This window comes from Streptococcus sp. ST16 (assembly GCF_046098135.1).
Lineage (GTDB): Bacteria > Bacillota > Bacilli > Lactobacillales > Streptococcaceae > Streptococcus.
This window is the reverse complement of sequence record NZ_JBJUSE010000002.1, coordinates 159,448-176,870: the sequence shown is the minus strand read 5'-3', so window position 1 is coordinate 176,870 and position 17,423 is coordinate 159,448. Positions and strand designations below refer to the sequence as shown.

Genomic DNA, 17,423 nt, shown 5'->3' with positions numbered 1-17,423 from the left:
GGAAAACATGACAAAAAAAGTTGGTGTCGGTCAGGCACATAGTAAGATTATTTTAATAGGAGAGCACGCTGTCGTATACGGCTATCCTGCCATTTCTCTGCCTCTCTTAGAAGTGGAAGTGACCTGCAAGGTGGTCCCTGCTGAAAGTCCGTGGCGCCTTTATGAGGAGGATACCTTGTCCATGGCAGTGTATGCCTCGCTGGAGTATTTGGATATCAAAGAAGCCTGCATTCGATGTGTGATTGACTCGGCTATCCCTGAAAAACGGGGAATGGGTTCGTCAGCTGCTATCAGTATAGCAGCCATTCGAGCAGTTTTTGACTACTATCAAGCCGACCTGCCTCATGATGTACTAGAAATCTTGGTCAATCGGGCTGAGATGATTGCCCATATGAATCCTAGTGGTTTGGATGCTAAGACCTGTCTCAGTGACCAACCCATTCGCTTTATTAAAAACGTTGGATTTACAGAACTTGAGATGAACCTATCTGCCTATATGGTGATTGCTGATACGGGCGTGTATGGTCACACTCGTGAAGCCATCCAAGTGGTTCAAAGCAAGGGCAAGGATGCCCTGCCATTTTTGCATGCCCTGGGAGAATTGACCCAGCAGGCAGAGGATGCGATTAGACGAAAAGATGCTGAGGGACTGGGACAAATCCTTAGTCAAGCGCATTTACATTTAAAAGAAATTGGTGTTAGTAGCCCTGAGGCAGACTCCCTCGTTGAAACGGCTCTGAGCCAGGGTGCTCTGGGTGCCAAGATGAGTGGTGGTGGACTAGGAGGCTGTATTATCGCCTTGGCAACCAATTTGACACACGCTCAAGAACTAGCAAAACGATTAGAAGAGAAAGGAGCTGTTCAGACATGGATCGAGAGCCTGTAACAGTACGTTCCTACGCAAATATTGCCATTATCAAATATTGGGGAAAGAAAAAAGAAAAAGAGATGGTTCCTGCTACTAGCAGCATCTCTCTGACGTTGGAAAACATGTACACAGAGACGACCTTGTCGCCTCTACCGAAGGATGCGACGGCTGATGCATTTTATATCAATGGTCAGTTACAAAATGATGCTGAACATACTAAGATGAGTAAGATTATTGACCGCTACCGCCCAGAAGGTGAGGGCTTTGTCCGTATTGATACCCAAAACAATATGCCGACTGCGGCGGGCTTGTCCTCTAGTTCTAGTGGTTTGTCCGCCTTGGTCAAGGCTTGTAATGCTTATTTCAAGCTTGGTTTGAATCGGAGTCAGTTGGCGCAGGAGGCTAAGTTCGCTTCAGGTTCTTCCTCTCGCAGTTTTTATGGACCACTAGGTGCTTGGGATAAGGATAGTGGGGAGATTTACCCTGTAGAGACAGACTTGAAACTAGCTATGATCATGTTGGTGCTAGAGGATAAGAAAAAACCAATTTCTAGCCGTGATGGGATGAAACTCTGTGTGGAAACCTCGACGACCTTTGATGACTGGGTGCGTCAGTCTGAGCAGGATTATCAGGATATGCTGGTCTATCTCAAGGAAAATGACTTTGCCAAGGTTGGTGAATTAACGGAGAAAAATGCCCTTGCTATGCACGCTACGACCAAAACAGCATCGCCAGCCTTTTCATATCTGACGGATGCGTCCTATGAGGCGATGGACTTTGTCCGCCAGCTTCGTGGGCAAGGAGAGGCCTGCTACTTTACCATGGATGCTGGTCCCAATGTCAAGGTCCTCTGTCAGGAGAAAGACTTGGAGCATTTATCAGAAATCTTCGGTCAACATTTTCGCTTGATTGTGTCAAAAACAAAGGATTTGAGTCAAGATGATTGCTGTTAAAACTTGCGGAAAACTCTATTGGGCGGGTGAGTATGCTATTTTAGAGCCAGGACAGTTAGCCTTGATAAAGGCGATACCTATCTATATGAGGGGGGAGATTGCCTTTTCTGATAGCTACCGTATCTATTCAGATCTGTTTGATTTCGCAGTGGACTTGACGCCAAATCCTGACTACAGCTTGATTCAAGAAACGATTTCTCTAGTGGAAGATTTTCTCACTTACCATAGCAAGACCTTACGACCTTTTTCCTTGGAAATCCGTGGAAAAATGGAACGAGAAGGGAAAAAGTTTGGTCTAGGCTCTAGTGGTAGTGTCGTTGTCCTGGTGATCAAGGCCCTGCTGGCTCTATATGATATTACGGTTGATCATGAACTCTTGTTCAAGCTGGCTAGCGCGGTCTTGCTCAAGAGAGGCGATAATGGCTCCATGGGAGACCTTGCCTGTATTGTGGCAGAGAATTTGGTTCTCTACCAGTCGTTTGATCGAAAGAAGATAGCTACGTGGTTGGAAGAAGAAAACTTGGCGACAGTTTTGGAGCGCGATTGGGGTTTTTCTATCTCACAAGTAAAACCAGGTCTAGAATGTGATTTCCTAGTGGGATGGACCAAGGAAGTGGCCGTATCGAGTCAAATGGTTCAGCAAATCAAGCAAAACATCAATCAGAATTTTTTAACTTCCTCAAAAGCGACGGTGTCTGCTTTGGTAGAAGCTTTAGAACAAGGAAAAGCAGAAGAAATCATCAAGCAGATGGAAACAGCCAGTCAGCTTTTAGAAGGCTTGAGCGCAGATATTTACACGCCTTCGCTGAGACAGCTGAAAGAAGCCAGTCAAGATTTGCAGGCTGTTGCCAAGAGTAGCGGGGCTGGTGGTGGTGACTGTGGCATTGCCTTGAGTTTTGATGAGCAATCAACTGAAACCTTAAAAAATCGTTGGGCCGATCTGGGGATTGAGCTCTTATACCAAGAAAGGATAGGACATGACGACAAATCGTAAGGACGAGCACATCTGCTATGCTCTTGAGCAGAAAAGTTCTTATAATAGCTTTGATGAGGTGGAATTGATTCATTCTTCCCTGCCTCTTTATGATCTGGATGAAATTGATTTGTCTACAGAATTTGCAGGTCGACAATGGGACTTTCCTTTTTATATCAATGCCATGACGGGTGGGAGCAACAAGGGGAGAGAAATCAATCAAAAGCTGGCTCAGGTGGCAGAAGCCTGTGGGATTTTATTTGTGACAGGTTCTTATAGCGCAGCCCTAAAAAATCCTACAGATAATTCTTTTTCTGTCAAATCTAGCCATCCAAATCTCCTCCTTGGAACCAATATTGGCTTGGACAAGCCTGTTGAGTTAGGACTTCAGACTGTAGAAGAGATGAATCCTCTCCTCCTTCAAGTGCATGTTAATGTCATGCAGGAATTACTCATGCCCGAGGGAGAAAGAAAGTTTCGAAGCTGGCAATCGCATCTGGCAGACTATAGTAAGCAAATCCCCGTTCCTATTGTCCTAAAGGAAGTGGGATTTGGGATGGATGCCAAGACCATCGAGAGAGCCTATGAACTGGGCGTTCGAACCTTTGACCTGTCAGGTCGTGGTGGCACTAGCTTTGCCTATATCGAAAACCGTCGCAGTGGTCAGCGTGACTACCTCAATCAATGGGGACAATCCACCATGCAAGCCCTTCTCAATGCCCAAGGCTGGAAAGACAAGGTTGAACTCTTGGTCAGTGGAGGTGTTCGGAACCCGCTTGATATGATTAAGTGCCTAGTTTTTGGAGCCAAGGCCGTGGGACTGTCACGTACCGTTCTAGAGTTGATTGAAACTTACTCCGTTGAAGAAGTGATTAACATCATCCAAAGCTGGAAAGAAGATCTGCGTTTGATCATGTGTGCCCTTAACTGTGCTACTATAGCGGATCTGCAAGACGTAGACTATATTCTTTACGGTAAACTAAAAGAAGCAAAAGATCAGATGTAGAGAGGTCGGGACAAAAATCTCGCCCTTTTTTTGTATCTCTTTGTCAACTGTAGTGAGTTGGTGAAACCTAGCTTGTAGAAGCAATTTCTGCCCTATCTCCTTTTTCCATCCTCAGACCGAGGTGACTTTTTTGAATTGTGATAAAATAGAGGGGAGAGGATGCAGCTATGAAAAAATTTCAAATCTTTTTATTTATCGAAGCCTGTCTATTGACGGGAGCTCTGATTTTGATGGTATCAGAGCATTTTTCGCGTTTTCTGCTGATTCTGTTCCTCTTTTTGCTCTTGCTGCGCTATTATACAGGTAAGGAGGGCAATAATGTCTTCCTCCTTGTAGCGACTATTCTTTTCTTTTTCATCGTCATGCTCAATCCCTTTGTGATTTTAGCTATCTTTGTGGCAGTTATCTATAGTCTCTTTCTTCTCTATCCGATGATGAATCAAGAAAGAGGGGATACGGACTTGGTTTTTGAAGAGGTGGTGACGGTAAAAAATGAACGCAATCCTTGGTTTGGCAATCTCCACCATTTCTCTAGTCACCAGACCTGCCAATTTGATGATATCAACCTCTTTCGCCTCATGGGCAAGGACACCATTCATTTGGAAAGAGTTATCCTAACCAATCATGACAATGTCATTATCCTTAGAAAAATGGTCGGAACGACTAGGATTATCGTGCCCGTAGATGTGGAAATCAGTCTCAGTGTCAACTGCCTCTATGGAGATTTAACTTTCCTCCATCAACCCAAGCGAGCTCTTCGTAATGAACATTATCATCAGGAAACCAGGGACTATCTCAGGAGTAACAAGAGCGTCAAAATTTTCCTAACCAGTATGGTTGGCGATGTGGAGGTAATCAGAGGATGAAAAAGCAATCGTACCTATTAATCGGGCTGACTTCTTTCCTCTTTATCCTTTTTTTGACTAATAGTTTACTTGATATTTTTGAGCTAGACTGGTCCTATTTGCTACAGGATATCGAGAAAACAGAGAAACTCATCTTCTTGATCTTGGTCTTTAGCCTTTCCATGACCTTCTTTTTTGTCCTCTTTTGGCGCGTGATAGAAGAAGTCTCTCGCAGAAAAATGCAAGTCAATCTCAAGCGACTGCTAGCAGGAAAAGAGGTGGTTGCCTTTACAGATCCAGACTTGGACGCCAGTTTTAAGTCCTTGTCTGGCAAGCTTAACCTCTTGACAGAGGCTGTTCAAAAGGCTGAAAATCAAAGCCTGGTCAAGGAAGAAGCAATCATCGAGAAAGAACGGAAGCGGATAGCACGTGACTTACATGATACAGTTAGTCAGGAGTTGTTTGCAGCCCATATGATTTTATCAGGTGTCAGTCAGCAGGCTTTGAAGCTGGATAGAGAAAAGATGCAGACCCAGTTGCAAAGTGTCGCAGACATCCTTGAAACAGCCCAGAAAGATCTGCGGGTCTTGCTCTTGCATTTGCGCCCAGTGGAGTTGGAAGAGAAGAGTCTAGTTGAGGGGATTCAAATCCTCTTAAAAGAGCTAGAGGATAAGAGCGATCTCAATGTCAGTCTCAAGCAAAATGTGTCTAAATTGCCTAAGAAAATCGAAGAACATATCTTCCGCATTTTGCAGGAATTGATCAGCAATACCCTCCGCCATGCTCAGGCATCTTGCTTAGATGTCTACCTCTATCAGACAGATGTTGAATTGCAGCTGAAGGTGGTGGACAATGGGATTGGCTTCCAGTTAGGGAGTTTAGACGACTTGAGTTATGGACTGCGAAATATCAAGGAGCGGGTTGAGGATATGGCAGGAACGGTTCAACTCTTGACAGCACCTAAGCAAGGACTGGCGGTTGATATCCGTATTCCCTTGCTAGATAAGGAATTATAAAGGAGTAGAGATGAAAATTTTACTGGTAGATGACCATGAAATGGTCCGATTGGGCTTGAAAAGCTACTTTGACCTCCAAGACGATGTAGAAGTTGTGGGCGAGGCGGCCAATGGGTCTCAAGGTATTGAGTTAGCCTTGGAACTCCGTCCAGATGTCATTGTCATGGATATCGTCATGCCTGAGATGAATGGGATTGATGCAACCTTGGCTATTCTCAAAGAATGGCCTGAAGCCAAGATCTTGATCGTGACTTCATACTTGGATAATGAAAAAATCATGCCTGTCTTAAATGCCGGTGCCAAAGGCTATATGCTAAAGACTTCTAGTGCAGACGAGCTACTCCATGCCGTTCGTAAGGTGGCTGCTGGCGAGTTGGCCATTGAACAAGAGGTCAGTAAGAAGGTCGAATACCACCGCAATCATATCGAGCTTCATGAGGACTTGACCGCGCGTGAGCGAGACGTACTTCAACTCATCGCTAAGGGCTACGAAAATCAACGCATTGCAGATGAACTCTTCATCTCTCTCAAGACGGTCAAGACCCATGTGTCCAACATCCTTGCCAAGCTTGAGGTCAGCGATCGCACCCAGGCGGCGGTCTATGCCTTTCAGCACCACTTGGTTGGGCAGGAGGACTTTTAGATGAGTCTTGCAGATTTACTTGAGGAGCTAGAAGCGGCAAAAGATCCGCATAAAGCAGGCCCCATGGAAGCCTATATGCGCCATCAATTTCCCTTTCTAGGCATTGCAGCTCCTGAAAGAAATGCCCTTTATAAAAAATACTTTCCAAGTGCGAAAAAAACAAAGATCATCGATTGGAATTTTGTAGACACTTGCTGGGAAAAGGAGCCTAGAGAATACCAATATGTGGCTGCCAACTATTTGAAAGCTATGCAATCTTATTTGACGGAGAGCGATTTACCTAAGCTTGAGCGTCTGGTCGTGACTAAGTCCTGGTGGGATACGGTAGATATTCTAGACCGAGTAGTAGGAAGTTTGGTGGCTAACCATCCGGAACTTGAAGAAGTGCTTTTAAAATGGAGCCTATTAGACAATATCTGGCTGAGACGAGTCGCTATTGACCACCAGTTGTTAAGAAAAGAGAAAACGAATGTCCAACTGATGGAAAAGATCCTACTAAATAATCTGGACCAGACAGAATTTTTTATCAACAAAGCCATCGGTTGGGCCCTAAGAGACTACTCTAAAACCAATCCCGAATGGGTAGCACGCTTCATCGAAAAAAACAAGGAAAGAATGGCTGAACTTAGTATCAAGGAAGCGAGTAAGTACCTCTAGCACTATTGAAAAGCGCATTCATTACTTGAAAAAAGTCGCTATTATATGGTATAATGGACTGTATTAAAAATTTTAAGGAGAAATGACAGAATGTCTGTATCATTTGAAAACAAAGAAACAAACCGTGGTGTCTTGACTTTCACTATCTCTCAAGACCAAATCAAACCAGAATTGGACCGTGTATTTAACTCAGTAAAGAAAACTCTTAACGTTCCTGGTTTCCGTAAAGGTCACCTTCCACGCCCTATCTTCGACCAAAAATTTGGTGAAGAAGCTCTTTATCAAGATGCAATGAACGCACTTTTGCCAAACGCTTATGAAGCTGCAGTAAAAGAAGCAGGTCTTGAAGTCGTTGCACAACCAAAAATTGACGTAACTTCAATGGAAAAAGGTCAAGACTGGGTTATCACAGCTGAAGTCGTGACAAAACCTGAAGTTAAATTGGGTGACTACAAAAACCTTGAAGTATCAGTAGATGTAGAAAAAGAAGTAACAGACGCTGACGTTGAAGAACGTATCGAACGCGAACGCAACAACTTGGCTGAATTGGTTATCAAAGAAGGCGCTGCTGAAAATGGCGACACTGTTGTTATTGACTTCGTAGGTTCTATCGACGGTGTTGAATTTGATGGTGGAAAAGGTGAAAACTTCTCACTTGGACTTGGATCAGGTCAATTCATCCCTGGTTTCGAAGACCAATTGGTTGGACACTCAGCTGGTGAAACTGTTGATGTTATCGTAACATTCCCAGAAGACTACCAAGCAGAAGATCTTGCAGGTAAAGAAGCTAAATTTGTGACAACTATTCACGAAGTAAAAGCTAAAGAAGTACCAGCTCTTGATGATGAACTTGCAAAAGACATCGACGAAGAAGTGGAAACACTTGCTGAATTGAAAGAAAAATACCGCAAAGAATTGACTGCTACGAAAGAAGAAGCATACAAAGATGCCGTTGAAGGTGCAGCAATCGATAAAGCGGTAGAAAACGCTGAAATCGTAGAACTTCCAGAAGAAATGATCCACGAAGAAGTTCATCGTTCAGTAAATGAATTCCTTGGAAACTTGCAACGTCAAGGGATCAACCCTGACATGTACTTCCAAATCACTGGAACTACTCAAGAAGACCTTCACAAACAATACGAAGCAGAAGCTGAGTCACGTACGAAGACTAACCTTGTTATCGAAGCAGTTGCCAAAGCTGAAGGATTTGACGCTTCAGAAGATGAAATCCAAAAAGAAATCGAGCAATTGGCTGCAGATTATAACATGGAAGTTGCACAAGTACAAAACTTGCTTTCAGCTGACATGTTGAAACACGATATCACTATCAAAAAAGCTGTTGAATTGATCACAAGCACTGCAACAGTAAAATAATCTTAATAAACAAAAGGCCCACCTGACTAGGTGGGCTTTCTGATGGTCTATTTTTCAAAAAACTCTTTGAGGTCTGCATCTGTAATCCCGATCATGGCTGGGATTCTAGACCAGTTTTCCTCGGTAAGGATGTAGGATTGTTCAGAGGTGCTTGATGTGGTAGTTTCAGAGATAGGTTGTTTATTTTCTTCAACATTCTCCACTAGATCCTCGAAGCGTTCAATCAGATAGGTCTTGCGGGCAGTTCCGATATGTTTAACTGCGTAGTCAAAGGCCTGTAATTCACCAAGAAGGATGAGCTTGCTCTTGGCCCGTGTGATAGCTGTGTAGATGAGATTGCGTTCCAGCATGCGCTTGCTGGAACTAGTGATGGGTAGGATGACAACGGGAAACTCACTTCCCTGCGACTTATGAATACTCATGGCATAAGCCAGACGAATCTTGTACCATTCGTTGCGTGGATAGATAACCTCATTGCCATCAAAATCAATGACAATCTCGTCTTGTTTGGACTCAGTATATTTTCCAGGAATCAAATCTGTGATATAGCCTAGGTCTCCGTTAAAGACATTGACTTCGGCGTCGTTGACTAGGTGAATGACCTTGTCCCCTGTTCGATAGTGACACTGAGTGGCTTCAAAACTCACTTGTCCTTTTTGGTGAGGATTGAGCAGGTCTTGCATGAGTTGGTTGATGGCGTCAATACCAGCAGTTCCTCGATACATAGGCGCCAGCACCTGAATATCGCGAGCCGGGATATCACTTCTGAGGGCAGCGCCAAGAATTTTCTCAATCGTAGCGGGGATATGGCCACTAGCAATTTCAAAATAAGAGCGATCCGCCTTTTTCTGGCTAAAGTCAGCTGGCAAGATGCCTTGTCGAATCTGGCTAGCCAAGGTGACGATAGTTGATTCTTCGCTCTGACGATAAATCCGTTCCAAGCGAGTCTGCGGAATTAGGGGTATCTGGAGCAAATCAGCCAGGACTTGTCCAGGACTAACAGAAGGTAGCTGGTCGCTATCGCCCACAATGAGAATTTTACTGTTAGAAGAAATGTTGGAGAAAAGCTGGTTAGCTAGCCAAGTATCCACCATGGAAAACTCATCTACAATGATAAAATCAGCATCCAGGTAGTCTTCTAGATGGCTGGTATCATCATCACCCGTCATTCCCAAATGGCGGTGGATGGTAGCGCTAGGTAAACCTGTCAGTTCATTCATGCGCCGAGCTGCTCGACCAGTTGGGGCAGCTAGAAGAATAGGTAGGTTACTCTTTTTCTTGAGATCGAGTCCTTCCAACAGGGCATAGACAGCGATAATCCCATTGATAACAGTCGTCTTACCAGTACCAGGCCCACCTGTCAAGATAAAGACCTTGTTCTGAATAGCATCGCAGATAGCCTGTTTTTGGATGCTATCGTATTGGATGCCCAGTTCTTTCTCGACGGTAGCGATATGCTTTTGAATGGTTTCTAAATCTTGACTTTGTTTCTTTCCTTTTTCAAGGATACGAACCAAGTGACTGCGAATGCCTTCCTCAGCGAAAAAGAGGCTATTATCAAAGATTTTGGTGTCAATCTGCTGAACCTTGTCTTCTTCAATCAGATGAGATAATTCTTGAGCAACTTTGCTGGGGTCGAGTTCCACGGGACGGGAAGACTCGAGGAGAGTCAGAGCCTGTTCCAGTAAATCTCGGGCTTCCATATAGGTATCCCCCGTATCCATACAGCCTTGAAAGAGACTATGGACTAGGCCAGCACGGAAACGCTCAGGAGCTTGGCTTTCGATGCCTAGTTCGGCAGCCAATTGGTCAGCAATGGTAAAACCCAAACCCTTGATATCTTCGACCAGTTGGTAGGGATAGTTTTCGACAATATCCAGCGTTTCTTCCTTGTAAAAGTCTTGAATCTGAAAAGCTAATTTATTGGGAATGCCGTAGTTGGCCAGTTTTGCCAAGACCATCTCTGTTCCGTAGTTGAGACGGAGGGTGGAAACAAAAGCTTCACGGTTTTTGGCAGAGAGTCCTGCAATACTTTCCAGCTTTTCAGGATGTTCCAGGATTTCGTCAATGGTATTTTCGCCATAGGTATCAACAATTTTCTGGGCAGTTTTGAGTCCAATACCCTTAAAATGGCTGCTGGAGAAATACTTGACCAAGCCTTTACTAGTGGGTTTTGCTCGCTCATAACGACTGATCTGTAGCTGTTCACCATACTTGGAGTGCTGAACGATTTGTCCCCAAAAAGTGTAGTCTTCACCCTCAATCACGTCTGCCATGGTTCCTGTAACGATGATTTCAAAATCGTCAAAGTCCTTCGCATTGGTATCTTCGATATCTAGGAGGAGGATGCGATAAAAATTACTGACATTCTCAAAAATAATGCGTTCAATGGTGCCTGAAAAATAAACTTCCATAGGTTTCCTTTGTTTGAGTTCGTGAGAACTGGTCTCTTAGCAACTTTGAAAAAGCAAGATGATTAAAAGGTTTTTTCTCACAATAGAAAAAGAGACTGAGACTTAGCATTCTCGGCCTCTTCCTTATCTTAAAAAGTTCCGATACGATTAAGTGGCCAGAAACGGAATTTTGCTTCGCCTTTGATATCGCTGGCCTTGAAGGTGCCGACATGGCGGCTGTCGCTAGAGACTAGACGATCGTCACCAAGGAGAAGGTACTCGCCTTGAGGGACAGTAAAGCTGAAGCTGGTGTTGGAATTGATATCGACCGTAAAGGCTTGTGCTTTTTGAGCAAGTTCTCTAAAGTAGACTCCCTTATTGCCTTCAAATCCTTTTCCAGTATAGGTGTTCTGCAACTTTTCTGTTTTGAACAAGTTGAGGTATTCAGCTAGGTAGGGTTCATCCGTTTCTTTATCGTTGATAAAGAGTTTGTCATTTTCGTAGCGGATGGTATCTCCGGGCATACCGATGACCCTTTTGACAATGTCTTTATTTCCTTCTTCCTCATGCGCAACCACAATGTCGAAGCGGTCAATTGGGAGGTGTTTAACAACGAAGAGAACTTCTCCGTCGGCTAGGGTAGGGTCCATAGAGTGTCCTTCTACACGGACATTGCTCCAAAGAAAGATACGACTAAGACCTACCAGTGCGATAATCAGGAAGAAAACTCCCCATTCTTTTAGAAATGTTTTAAACGAATTCATAATTTACCTTTCTAGAAGTGCTTTGGCTTTTTCAGTGTTTTTAAAGTGAAGTTTGGCACAGAAATGAAGTCCTTTCATGCCATAGGCCTGAAGGATTTTACTAGCAACCTTATCTGATGCAGTTCCAGCGCCACTTGGCAGTTGATAGCCCAGTTCTCGTCCCAGATTTTCTAGATTTTCCAGAAAGAGATCACGCGCGATGATGGAGCTAACCGCAACAGCCAGGTATTTGCTCTCGGCTTTTTCTTCCAAACTAACCTTGTTTGGGAAACGGTTGGCTTCTTGCGCCAAGTACTTGTCATAGTTTTTAGGGCTTGTAAAAGCATCAATCACGATTTTCTCTGGCTGGACCCCTTTTTGAAGCAGGAGAAAGATAGCCTGATTGTGAAGGGCAACCTTTACAGAAACAGCATTGTAGCGTTCTCCGATAACTTCATTATACTTGCTTGGCGAAAGGAGGAGCGCTTGATGTGGAATCTTTTCCTTGAGGATAGGGGCAATCTGACGAATCTTTTGGTCGGTCAGAGTCTTGGAATCTCCCACGCCGAGTTTTCGTAGGAAGTCATGCTGGTCAGGTGTCACGAAGGAAGCCACGACAGCTAGTCCGCCAAAGTAGGAACCATTTCCCACCTCATCAGTCCCAATCATAGGAAAATCTTGTCCACTGTTTTCTTGTTGAACTTGATAACCAAAGAAACTAGCGTATTGCTCCGCCATTTCGCCCTGGAGGAGAACTTTTCCTGAGGTATAGACGGAAACTGTTGCCTGAGGCAGTCGCAAAAAATAGCGGATATAGGGATTTTTACTAGGACTGAGAGCCTTCTGATACTGACTTAAAAAGCTCTGAATTTCCTGTTCACTTGGTGTGAGTGTGATACTTGCCATAGTCTCTATTGTACCACAAAAGCAGGAGAATTGGTCAAAACTGACAAAGTTAGCGAAATTTGGTATAATATCGTGAGGTGAATTTTATGGCAAATCTAAATCGATATAAGTTTACATTCGGGAAAAAGACATTAACCTTGACAACCGAGCATGACAACCTCTTTATGGAGGAAATTGCCAAGGTTGCGACTGAAAAATACCAAGCAATTAAAGAACAAATGCCTGGGGCGGATGATGAAACCATTGCGCTTCTTTTGGCGGTCAACTGTCTGTCTACACAACTCAATCGTGAAATTGAATTTGATGACAAGGAGCAAGAGTTGTTAGAACTCCGCCACAAGTTGATTGCTGTCAAACAAGAACAGAGCAAGATTGAGGATTCCCTATGATTTCAATCCTACTCTTATTGGTTCTGGCTTGGGGTTTTTACATCGGCTACCGTAGAGGTTTGGTGCTGCAAGTTTATTATTTCATCGTTGCAGTAATTTCAGCCTTTGTTGCGGGACAGTTTTATAAATCACTGGGGGAACACTTCCACTTGCTTGTCCCTTATGCCAATCCTCAGGAAGGACAGGGCACCTTTTTCTTCCCTTCAGACCAGCTGTTTCACCTAGACAAGGTCTTTTATGCGGGTCTTGCCTACCTTCTAGTTTTCGGAATTTGTTACACTATCGGACGTTTTATCGGTTTGTTCCTACACTTGATTCCAACTAAAAAGCTTGATGTCAAATGGTTTCGTATGGGAGCTGGCCTATTGTCGCTATTGGTAACCTTATTTGTCTTGCAAATGGCTCTGACCATTCTCGCAACAGTGCCTCTGGCAGTCATTCAAAATTCACTCGAAAAAAGTATAGTAGCCAAAAACATCATCCAAAGTGTCCCTTTTACGACAAACTTTATCAAACAACTCTGGGTGACAAATTTAATCGGATAAAAAGGGCGGGATTTTTCCTAGCCCTTTGTTTACAGATTGGAGGACTAGGTCAAAACCTCTAGTTGCTATAATCTTGTAAACCAGCATACAAGGAAAAAATATGAATACAAAAATACTAGAAACCTTAGAATTTAATAAAATCAAAGCCTTGTTTGAACCCCATCTCCTGACTGAACAAGGCTTAGAGGAGCTAAAAGGCTTGGCTCCAACTGCTAAGGTGGATAAGATCAAACAAGCCTTTACAGAGATGGAGGAAATGCAAGCCCTTTTTGTGGAGCAGCCTCACTTTACCATCCTAGGGACACGTGAGATCTCAGCTGTCTGCAAGCGTCTGGAGATGGGGGCGGACCTCAATATCGAGGAGTTCTTGCTCCTCAAACGAGTCTTGCTAGCTAGCAGAGAGTTGCAAGGTTTTTATGCCAATCTTGAAAATGTACGCTTGGAGCAGTTGGCGAGATGGTTTGAAAAACTGCATGATTTTCCACACTTGCAGGGGAATCTTCAAGCCCTAAATGACGCAGGATTTATCGAGAATTTTGCCAGCGAAGAACTGGCACGCATCCGTCGAAAAATTCATGATAGCGAGAGTCAGGTCCGAGATGTCTTGCAAGACTTGCTTAAGCAAAAAGCGCAGATGTTGACCGAAGGGATAATTGCTAGCAGAAATGGCCGTCAAGTCTTACCAGTCAAGAACACCTATCGCAATAAGATTGCAGGTGTTGTTCATGACATCTCTGCCAGTGGAAACACGGTCTACATCGAGCCGCGTGAGGTCGTGAAGCTGAGCGAAGAAATCGCTAGTCTACGAGCTGACGAACGCTATGAGATGATTCGCATCCTGCAGGAGCTCTCAGAACGGGTTCGTCCTCATGCTGCTGAGATTGCTAATGACGCTTGGATTATCGGCCATCTAGACTTGATTCGTGCCAAGGTGCGTTTTATTCAAGAAATGCAAGCGGTTGTTCCTCAGTTTTCAGAGAATCAAGAGATTCAACTCCTCCATGTTCGCCATCCTTTGGTCAAAAATGCAGTGGCAAACGATGTACACTTCGGTAAGGAATTAACGGCCATTGTCATTACAGGGCCCAATACGGGTGGGAAGACCATCATGCTTAAAACCTTGGGCTTGACGCAACTCATGGCCCAGTCAGGCTTGCCTATTTTAGCTGATAAGGGGAGCCGTGTCGGTATTTTCGAAGAAATTTTCGCAGATATTGGGGATGAGCAGTCTATCGAGCAAAGCTTGTCTACCTTCTCCAGTCACATGACCAATATCGTAGATATTCTTGGCAAGGTCAACCAACACTCACTCTTATTGCTAGATGAGCTTGGTGCAGGTACTGATCCGCAGGAAGGTGCAGCCCTTGCCATGGCTATTTTGGAGGATCTTCGTCTACGTCAGGTCAAGACTATGGCGACGACCCACTATCCAGAACTCAAGGCTTATGGTATTGAGACAGCCTTTGTGCAAAATGCCAGCATGGAGTTTGATACAGCTAGCCTGCGTCCGACCTATCGCTTTATGCAGGGTGTTCCTGGCCGAAGCAATGCCTTTGAAATTGCCAAACGCCTGGGCTTGTCAGATGTCATTGTTGGAGATGCCAGCCAGCAGGTCAACCAAGATAATGATGTCAATCGTATCATCGAACAATTGGAAGAGCAAACGCTTGAAAGCCGTAAGCGCTTGGACAATATCCGTGAGGTGGAGCAAGAAAACCTCAAGATGAACCGAGCACTCAAAAAACTTTACAATGAGCTTAATCGTGAAAAGGAAACTGAGCTCAACAAGGCGCGTGAACAGGCTGCTGAAATTGTGGAACTAGCGCTAAGTGAGAGTGACCAGATTCTCAAGAATCTTCACAGTAAGTCTCAACTCAAACCTCACGAAATCATTGAAGCCAAGGCTGAGCTGAAAAAACTGGCTCCTGAAAAAGTCGACTTGTCTAAAAACAAGGTCCTTCAAAAAGCCAAGAAAAAACGAGCTCCAAAGGCTGGAGATGATATCGTGGTTCTCAGTTATGGGCAACGTGGAACCTTGACCAATCAACTTAAGGACGGCCGTTGGGAAGCCCAAGTTGGTTTGATTAAGATGACCTTGGAAGAGAAAGAATTTGATCTTATTCAGGCTCAGCAAGAAGCCCCAGTCAAGAAAAAACAGGTCAATGTCGTCAAACGTGCTTCTGGTCGTGGTCCGCAAGCGAGACTGGATCTCCGAGGCAAACGGTACGAAGAGGCCATGAATGAGCTAGATGCCTTTATCGACCAAGCCCTGCTCAATAACATGGCGCAAGTCGACATCATCCATGGTATCGGAACGGGAGTCATCCGTGAGGGCGTTACCAAATACCTACAAAGAAATAAGCATGTTAAGACTTTCGGCTATGCTCCACAAAATGCTGGAGGCAGTGGTGCCACCATTGTAACCTTTAAAGGATAGAGAGAAGAATCCAACATTTCTGAAAAAAGAAATGAAAAGTCAAAAATTTTCATAGAATATATTGACAAAGGCTAACTTTTCTTGTAAAATAATAAAAAATTAAATACCAACACCGAATGAAGTTTAATAGAAGTGGAGAAATATTTGATTTCCCATGACTGTAAATGGACGGAACTCTGGAGAGACCGTAAAGGCACCGAAGGGGCAAGGCAGGCAACTGCTCAAACTCTCAGGTAAAAGGACAGAGCTAGGATAGACCGCTTTTAGGCATTTATCTAAGCATTCCAGAGTACATGTATCTTGCATGTGCTCTTTCTTTTGGGGTTGAAAGATAGGAGAAGGATATGTTAGAATTGCTTAAAGCGCTTGATGCTTTCGTTTGGGGGCCTCCCCTCTTGATCTTATTGGTCGGAACGGGTATCTATTTGACCATCCGACTAGGCATTTTGCAGGTAGCTCGTCTCCCAAAGGCCTTTCAGTTGATCTTTACCAAGGATAAGGGGCATGGTGATGTGTCGAGCTTTGCTGCTCTATGTACAGCCCTTGCAGCCACCGTTGGTACGGGAAATATCATCGGGGTCGCGACAGCCATTAAGGTTGGGGGACCAGGCGCTCTCTTTTGGATGTGGATGGCGGCCTTCTTTGGGATGGCGACCAAATATGCCGAAGGCTTGCTGGCCATCAAATACCGTACTAAGGATGCAAATGGAGCTGTGGCTGGAGGACCCATGCATTACATCCTTTTGGGGATGGGAGAAAAGTGGCGTCCACTTGCTATCTTCTTTGCCCTAGCGGGTGTATTGGTAGCCCTTCTAGGAATTGGTACCTTTACCCAAGTCAATTCGATTACAGAATCCATTCAAAATACAGCCCAAGTTGATCCAGCTATCACGGCTCTGATTTTATCCATTTTTGTAGGGATTGCCGTCTTTGGTGGTCTCAAATCCATATCAAAAGTTTCGACAGCAGTAGTTCCTTTTATGGCTATTGTCTATATTCTGGGAACTCTTACAGTCATTCTCTTTAATATCGAGAAAATCCCAGCCACACTTGCACTCATCTTTACTTCAGCCTTTAGTCCAGCTGCTGCGGTAGGTGGTTTTGCAGGTGCCAGTATTCGGATGGCTATCCAAAATGGTGTGGCGCGAGGAGTCTTTTCTAACGAATCTGGTCTTGGTTCAGCTACCATTGCAGCGGCTGCAGCTAAGACTAATGAGCCTGTCGAGCAAGGCTTGATTTCCATGACAGGAACCTTTATTGATACGTTGATTATCTGCACTCTGACAGGTCTGACAATCTTGGTAACTGGAGTTTGGAGCGGTGATTTAAATGGGGTTGCTTTGACTCAGTCAGCCTTTTCAACGGTTTTTTCACATTTTGGCCCCGCACTTTTGACTATTTTCCTTGTTCTCTTTGCCTTTACGACAATTCTCGGCTGGAATTACTATGGAGAGCGCTGTTTCGAGTTTCTCTTTGGTGTTCGTTTTATCTGGCTCTATCGAGTGGTCTTTGTACTCATGGTTTTGTTGGGAGGTTTTATCGAGTTGGATATGGTCTGGATTATTGCAGATATCGTCAATGCATTGATGGCTCTACCAAACTTGATTGCCCTTTTGGTCTTGTCACCAGTCGTTATTGCTGAAACCAAAAAGTATTTTAAACACTAATCCAATCA

General features: G+C 44.2%; 16 protein-coding genes and 1 riboswitch. Of the genes, 13 read left to right on the top strand and 3 right to left on the bottom strand.

Annotation, left to right across the window (positions count from 1 at the left end):
• The first annotated feature begins 7 nt into the window (after window positions 1–7).
• From mvk to tig, 9 genes are all read left to right on the top strand, one after another.
• Window positions 8–886 (top strand): mevalonate kinase, encoded by an 879-nt coding sequence (gene mvk / locus ACIY14_RS02570; protein ID WP_409001411.1) that lies wholly within the window; start codon window positions 8–10, stop codon window positions 884–886.
• A complete protein-coding gene (mvaD, locus tag ACIY14_RS02565) occupies window positions 868–1,821 on the top strand; it encodes a diphosphomevalonate decarboxylase (RefSeq protein ID WP_409001410.1) in 954 nt (317 codons plus the stop codon). Before mvk ends, mvaD begins: the two co-directional genes overlap by 19 nt.
• On the top strand, window positions 1,808–2,815 hold the full coding sequence (locus tag ACIY14_RS02560; protein ID WP_409001409.1) for a phosphomevalonate kinase: 1,008 nt from the start codon (window positions 1,808–1,810) through the stop codon (window positions 2,813–2,815). The genes mvaD and ACIY14_RS02560 overlap by 14 nt, the downstream gene beginning before the upstream one ends.
• Window positions 2,799–3,800, top strand: coding sequence for a type 2 isopentenyl-diphosphate Delta-isomerase (fni, locus tag ACIY14_RS02555; RefSeq protein WP_409001408.1), 1,002 nt, complete (start codon window positions 2,799–2,801; stop codon window positions 3,798–3,800). Before ACIY14_RS02560 ends, fni begins: the two co-directional genes overlap by 17 nt.
• Window positions 3,801–3,967: 167 nt before the next feature.
• Window positions 3,968–4,666, top strand: a complete 699-nt coding sequence (gene liaF / locus ACIY14_RS02550) for a cell wall-active antibiotics response protein LiaF (protein WP_409001407.1) — start codon at window positions 3,968–3,970, stop codon at window positions 4,664–4,666.
• Window positions 4,663–5,661, top strand: coding sequence for a sensor histidine kinase (locus ACIY14_RS02545; RefSeq protein ID WP_409001406.1), 999 nt, complete (start codon window positions 4,663–4,665; stop codon window positions 5,659–5,661). Before liaF ends, ACIY14_RS02545 begins: the two co-directional genes overlap by 4 nt.
• A gap of 10 nt (window positions 5,662–5,671) precedes the next feature.
• Window positions 5,672–6,304 (top strand): response regulator transcription factor, encoded by a 633-nt coding sequence (locus ACIY14_RS02540; RefSeq protein ID WP_000698421.1) that lies wholly within the window; start codon window positions 5,672–5,674, stop codon window positions 6,302–6,304.
• Window positions 6,305–6,961: a DNA alkylation repair protein gene (locus tag ACIY14_RS02535; protein ID WP_409001405.1), complete on the top strand. Its 657-nt coding sequence runs from the start codon at window positions 6,305–6,307 to the stop codon at window positions 6,959–6,961.
• 90 nt (window positions 6,962–7,051) lie between these two features.
• Window positions 7,052–8,335 carry a trigger factor gene (gene tig / locus ACIY14_RS02530; RefSeq protein ID WP_409001404.1) on the top strand — a complete coding sequence of 428 codons (1,284 nt, stop codon included), beginning with the start codon at window positions 7,052–7,054 and terminating at the stop codon, window positions 8,333–8,335.
• Between the two features lie 47 nt (window positions 8,336–8,382).
• Here the strand turns inward: tig and ACIY14_RS02525 are convergent, their stop codons facing one another.
• From ACIY14_RS02525 to rnhC, 3 genes are all read right to left on the bottom strand, one after another.
• A complete protein-coding gene (locus tag ACIY14_RS02525) occupies window positions 8,383–10,749 on the bottom strand; it encodes an ATP-dependent RecD-like DNA helicase (protein WP_409001403.1) in 2,367 nt (788 codons plus the stop codon).
• Window positions 10,750–10,877: 128 nt separating this feature from the next.
• Entirely contained in the window at window positions 10,878–11,492 is a 615-nt protein-coding gene (gene lepB / locus ACIY14_RS02520) for a signal peptidase I (RefSeq protein WP_409001402.1), read from the bottom strand.
• Between the two features lie 3 nt (window positions 11,493–11,495).
• A complete protein-coding gene (gene rnhC / locus ACIY14_RS02515) occupies window positions 11,496–12,377 on the bottom strand; it encodes a ribonuclease HIII (protein ID WP_409001401.1) in 882 nt (293 codons plus the stop codon).
• Between the two features lie 86 nt (window positions 12,378–12,463).
• On the opposite strand from rnhC, the gene zapA reads away from it, so the two are divergent.
• From zapA to ACIY14_RS02495, 4 genes are all read left to right on the top strand, one after another.
• Window positions 12,464–12,766: a cell division protein ZapA gene (gene zapA, locus ACIY14_RS02510; protein WP_000002028.1), complete on the top strand. Its 303-nt coding sequence runs from the start codon at window positions 12,464–12,466 to the stop codon at window positions 12,764–12,766.
• Entirely contained in the window at window positions 12,763–13,311 is a 549-nt protein-coding gene (locus tag ACIY14_RS02505) for a CvpA family protein (RefSeq protein WP_409001400.1), read from the top strand. The genes zapA and ACIY14_RS02505 overlap by 4 nt, the downstream gene beginning before the upstream one ends.
• Window positions 13,312–13,411: 100 nt before the next feature.
• Entirely contained in the window at window positions 13,412–15,748 is a 2,337-nt protein-coding gene (locus ACIY14_RS02500; protein ID WP_409001399.1) for an endonuclease MutS2, read from the top strand.
• A 166-nt stretch (window positions 15,749–15,914) separates the two neighbouring features.
• A riboswitch (glycine riboswitch) is annotated at window positions 15,915–16,003 on the top strand.
• 89 nt (window positions 16,004–16,092) lie between these two features.
• On the top strand, window positions 16,093–17,415 hold the full coding sequence (locus tag ACIY14_RS02495; protein ID WP_409001398.1) for an alanine/glycine:cation symporter family protein: 1,323 nt from the start codon (window positions 16,093–16,095) through the stop codon (window positions 17,413–17,415).
• Window positions 17,416–17,423 lie beyond the last annotated feature (8 nt).